The organism is Testudinibacter sp. 'clade 2' (genome assembly GCF_006227735.1).
Taxonomy (GTDB): domain Bacteria; phylum Pseudomonadota; class Gammaproteobacteria; order Enterobacterales; family Pasteurellaceae; genus Chelonobacter.
Window position 1 is genome coordinate 1 of record NZ_VDHB01000160.1, and the last position, 4,165, is coordinate 4,165.

4 protein-coding genes are annotated in these 4,165 nt (G+C 44.5%); all 4 read left to right on the top strand.

What is annotated here, in order from left to right; genetic code table 11:
- Positions 1–254: 254 nt before the first annotated feature.
- Entirely contained in the window at positions 255–911 is a 657-nt protein-coding gene (folE, locus tag FHQ30_RS11515) for a GTP cyclohydrolase I FolE (protein WP_132967482.1), read from the top strand.
- A gap of 235 nt (positions 912–1,146) precedes the next feature.
- Positions 1,147–2,199 carry a rod shape-determining protein gene (locus tag FHQ30_RS11520; RefSeq protein ID WP_132967502.1) on the top strand — a complete coding sequence of 351 codons (1,053 nt, stop codon included), beginning with the start codon at positions 1,147–1,149 and terminating at the stop codon, positions 2,197–2,199.
- Positions 2,200–2,272: 73 nt separating this feature from the next.
- Positions 2,273–3,316: a rod shape-determining protein MreC gene (gene mreC / locus FHQ30_RS11525; RefSeq protein WP_139612316.1), complete on the top strand. Its 1,044-nt coding sequence runs from the start codon at positions 2,273–2,275 to the stop codon at positions 3,314–3,316.
- On the top strand, positions 3,316–3,804 hold the full coding sequence (gene mreD / locus FHQ30_RS11530) for a rod shape-determining protein MreD (RefSeq protein ID WP_132967484.1): 489 nt from the start codon (positions 3,316–3,318) through the stop codon (positions 3,802–3,804). The genes mreC and mreD overlap by 1 nt, the downstream gene beginning before the upstream one ends.
- The last annotated feature ends 361 nt before the right edge of the window (positions 3,805–4,165 follow it).

A 4,165-nucleotide genomic window follows, 5' to 3' on the forward strand; every position in this document is an offset into this window, starting at 1 on the left:
GACGCTTTTTCGCCACTATTTTTTGCTAAAGCCGTTCGTTTAGAATGACTAAACTTCACTACTTTTGGCTTATATTGGCAAAAAATAGTGGCGAAAAAGCGTCTATAGCTCAAGCTATAAACAACGATCAACGGATCCTAATAGTTTTATAATTCCGATATTTGGGTTATTTTAGCTTAAATTCCACATTCTTGCATTTGCCTATTAAGTTAACTTTGCTAGAATAACAAACTTGATTTTAACTGGAGTAATAAATGAGCAACATTTCTGCTGAAGCCGCCAGAGTGCGTGATGCCTTGATAGCGAAAGGCATCGAAACCCCGATGAAAAGCGTCGCCTTAAGTTTAAATGAACGTCGCAAACAAATTGAGAGCCATATGCGTGAAGTCATCCAACTGATCGGCTTGGATTTGAGCGATGACAGTATTGAAGAAACGCCGGGTAGAATGGCAAAAATGTATCTTGATGAAATCTTTACCGGCATGGATTACGCCAATTTTCCTAAAATCACCACGATTCGCAACCGTATGAAAGTCAGTGAAATGGTGTTGGTGAACGACATCACGCTGACCAGCACCTGCGAACACCATTTTGTTACCATCGACGGGCAAGTTTCGGTGGCGTATTACCCGAAAGACTGGGTGATAGGCTTGTCTAAAATCAATCGAGTGGTCTCCTTTTTGGCGCAACGGCCGCAAGTGCAAGAGCGTTTGACCGAGCAGGTGTTGACCGCACTTCAGGCGATTTTACAAACCGACGATGTGGCGGTTTATGTTAAAGCAACCCATTTTTGTGTCAAATGCCGTGGTATCAAGGATACCAATAGTTACACTGTCACATCAGCATTTGGTGGCGTATTCTTAGAAGATCGTGAAACCCGCAAAGAGTTTTTGGGATTGATTAGCAAATAGCATTAGCAAAAACAATTAGATAAAATGCAGAAGTGCGGTTCTGAATTGTTCAAAAAATGGCTGTCGGTTGACCGCCATTTTTTTATGCTGTTATAGGCGTCAGAAAGATTGCTGCTGTCAACATGTACACTGCTGGCAATATTGTGATTTCAAGTTGTGGAATCAGTGGTTTTTTGGTACATTTAGCACAATTTTTTCGCCGCTCTCGGCTCAACCCTCTTTCTTAATCGGAATTATTATGTTTAAAAAAATTCGTGGTCTATTTTCTAACGACCTTTCTATCGATCTTGGCACGGCTAACACACTTATTTATGTTAAAGGGCAGGGGATCGTTCTGGATGAACCTTCAGTGGTGGCGATTCGTCAAGACCGTGCCGGCTCACTGAAAAGTATTGCGGCTGTCGGGCGTGAAGCCAAGATGATGTTGGGGCGTACGCCAAAAAGCATCGCAGCAATTCGTCCGATGAAAGACGGTGTGATTGCTGATTTTTTCGTCACTGAAAAAATGTTGCAATATTTTATCAAGCAAGTTCACCGTAACAATTTTATGCGTCCTAGTCCGCGAGTTTTAGTTTGTGTGCCAGCCGGTGCGACTCAAGTTGAACGGCGTGCGATTAAAGAATCGGCAATCGGTGCCGGTGCGCGTGAAGTTTATTTGATCGAAGAGCCGATGGCGGCAGCGATTGGTGCCAAATTACCGGTATCTACTGCAACCGGTTCGATGGTGATCGATATCGGCGGTGGCACCACCGAAGTGGCAGTGATCTCACTGAATGGCGTGGTGTATTCGTCTTCGGTACGTATCGGCGGCGATCGGTTTGATGAAGCGATTATTGCCTATGTTCGTCGTACGTTTGGCTCTTCCATCGGAGAGGCAACGGCAGAGCGGATTAAGCAAGAAATCGGTACCGCTTATATTGATGAAGATGATGAAATCAAAGAGATTGAAGTACACGGACACAATCTTGCTGAAGGTGCGCCACGCAGCTTTAAATTGACTTCACGCGATGTGTTGGAAGCGATTCAACAACCACTAAGCGGCATTGTGACAGCGGTGCGTACCGCACTTGAGTCCTGCCCACCGGAACTGGCGGCAGATATTTTTGAACGTGGCATGGTGTTAACCGGCGGCGGTGCTTTGATGCCGAATATCGACAGACTATTATCGAAAGAATCCGGTGTGCCGGTTATTGTTGCTGAAGATCCATTGACTTGTGTAGCACGCGGCGGCGGTGAAGCGTTAGATATGATTGATATGCACGGTGGCGATATTTTCAGCGATGACTAATCGTTGAAACACTCTTTTTTTCACAAGTGCGGTTTTAAACCAATTAAAGCCGCCACTTTTTAGAGTAAAGCGCATGAAACCTATTTTTTCTAAAGCTCCCCCTTTAGGAATTCGTCTTATTCTGGCGATTGTGGCATCGATTTTATTGATGATCAGTGATGGCCGCAGCAGTGGTATGATTCAGGTACGCAGCCTGATGGAAACCTCTATCAGCGGTTTGTTTTATTTTGCCAATATTCCCCGTTCAGTACTGGATGGGGTATCAGATAACCTTGCCGACACGTCTAAATTACAAATCGAAAACAGGGTGCTGAAAGAGCAGCTAAGGGAAAAAAATGCCGATCTGTTGCTGTTGGATCAACTCAAAGTCGAAAATCAACGCTTACGTTTGCTGCTAAATTCACCGTTACGCTACGATGAATATAAAAAAATTGCCGAAGTATTGACTACTGAGTCAGATATTTATCGCCAGCAAGTAGTGATCAACCAAGGTAGTCGTGACGGTGTGTTTGTCGGACAGCCGGTGATTGATGAAAAAGGTGTGGTCGGGCAAGTTACCTCTGTGGGCGCAACCACTAGTCGAGTGTTGTTGATTACCGATGTTACGCATTCGATTCCGTTGCAGGTATTGCGTAACGATGTGCGTTTGATTGCCAGCGGAACGGGACGCGGTGATGAGCTGCAACTGGACAATGTGCCGCATTCGGTTGATATTGTGAAAGGCGATCTGCTAGTGACATCAGGCTTGGGCGGGCGCTTTCCGGAAGGTTATCCGGTCGCTATCGTCGATTCAGTCTCAACCGATAAGCAGAACTATTTTGCGGTGATTTCAGCCAAGCCGTTAGCGTCGTTGGAGCGCTTGCGCTACTTGCTGTTACTGTGGCCGGTGAATGATGAATTACACCGACCACAATCGCTTTCGCCGGAAGATGTGCGCAACACCGTGCGTCAACGACTATCGACTCGACAAGATGAACTGCTGGCACCGGACAATAATAAAACTGTCAAAGAACAAATTGATGGAAATTCGTCGCAAGAACCCGCAGCAAATGAAGAGTTGGCACCGGCAGATGCCAATCAACAGCAACAAGATGCATTGACAGAGGGCGCTCAGTAATGAAAGGCAATTGGATTTTGCAACTGTTAATGGTGGTGTGCACTTTTTTGGTTGCGCTGGTGATGGAAATTACACCATGGTCAGCTGAATTTCAAGGTTTGCGTCCCTCTTGGTTAGTGTTGGTGTTATTGTATTGGGTGTTGGCAATTCCGAATAAAATCAGTATTGGTTATGCGTTTGTGGTCGGGCTGATTTGGGATCTTAGTTTAGGCTCGATCCTCGGCGTGCACGCCCTGATATTATCGATTTTTGCTTATTTAATAGCGTCTAACCATCTTGTGCTGCGTAACTTGTCGTTATGGTTACAAAGCATGTTGGTGATAATTGCGGTTATCGTTATTCATATCAGTATTTTTTTGATCGAACTGTTTATGCACAGTGCCGATTTTAGCGCACAAGAGCTGCTCGGGGCAGTTTTCAGTGGTGTATTATGGCCTTGGGTCTTTTTACTGCTGCGAACCTTAAGGCGTAAGTTTAGTTTGCGCTAGAATAGACATCATATTCATGCAAAGTGCGGTTAAACCGCACTTTAAGATTGTTCAAAAAGGTATTTGATGAGGCAAAATAGGGGCAGATATATAATCCGCCCCTATTTTTACAATATTAATCGGCTATGTTAGGGTCTGTTGATCTTTGTTTATATTTTGAGTTGTCGTTTAAAATAAGCACAATCTAGGCGTAAGCCGAAATCAATAGTGGGACTATTGGTGAGGGTTACAACGACGAGTGTGCTCATTTTAAACACAATCCGTTGGACTATGACTATTTTTCGCCACTACGGCGTTAAAAGCCTTTCGTTTAGACTGACTAAACTTCACAACTTTTGCCTTGTATTTGCGAAAAATAGTC

Coding starts and splice junctions, on each gene's coding strand:
- folE (WP_132967482.1), top strand. CDS start 255: ATGAGCAACATTTCTGCTGAAGCCGCCAGAGTGCGTGATGCCTTGATA.
- mreD (WP_132967484.1), top strand. CDS start 3,316: ATGAAAGGCAATTGGATTTTGCAACTGTTAATGGTGGTGTGCACTTTT.
- mreC (WP_139612316.1), top strand. CDS start 2,273: ATGAAACCTATTTTTTCTAAAGCTCCCCCTTTAGGAATTCGTCTTATT.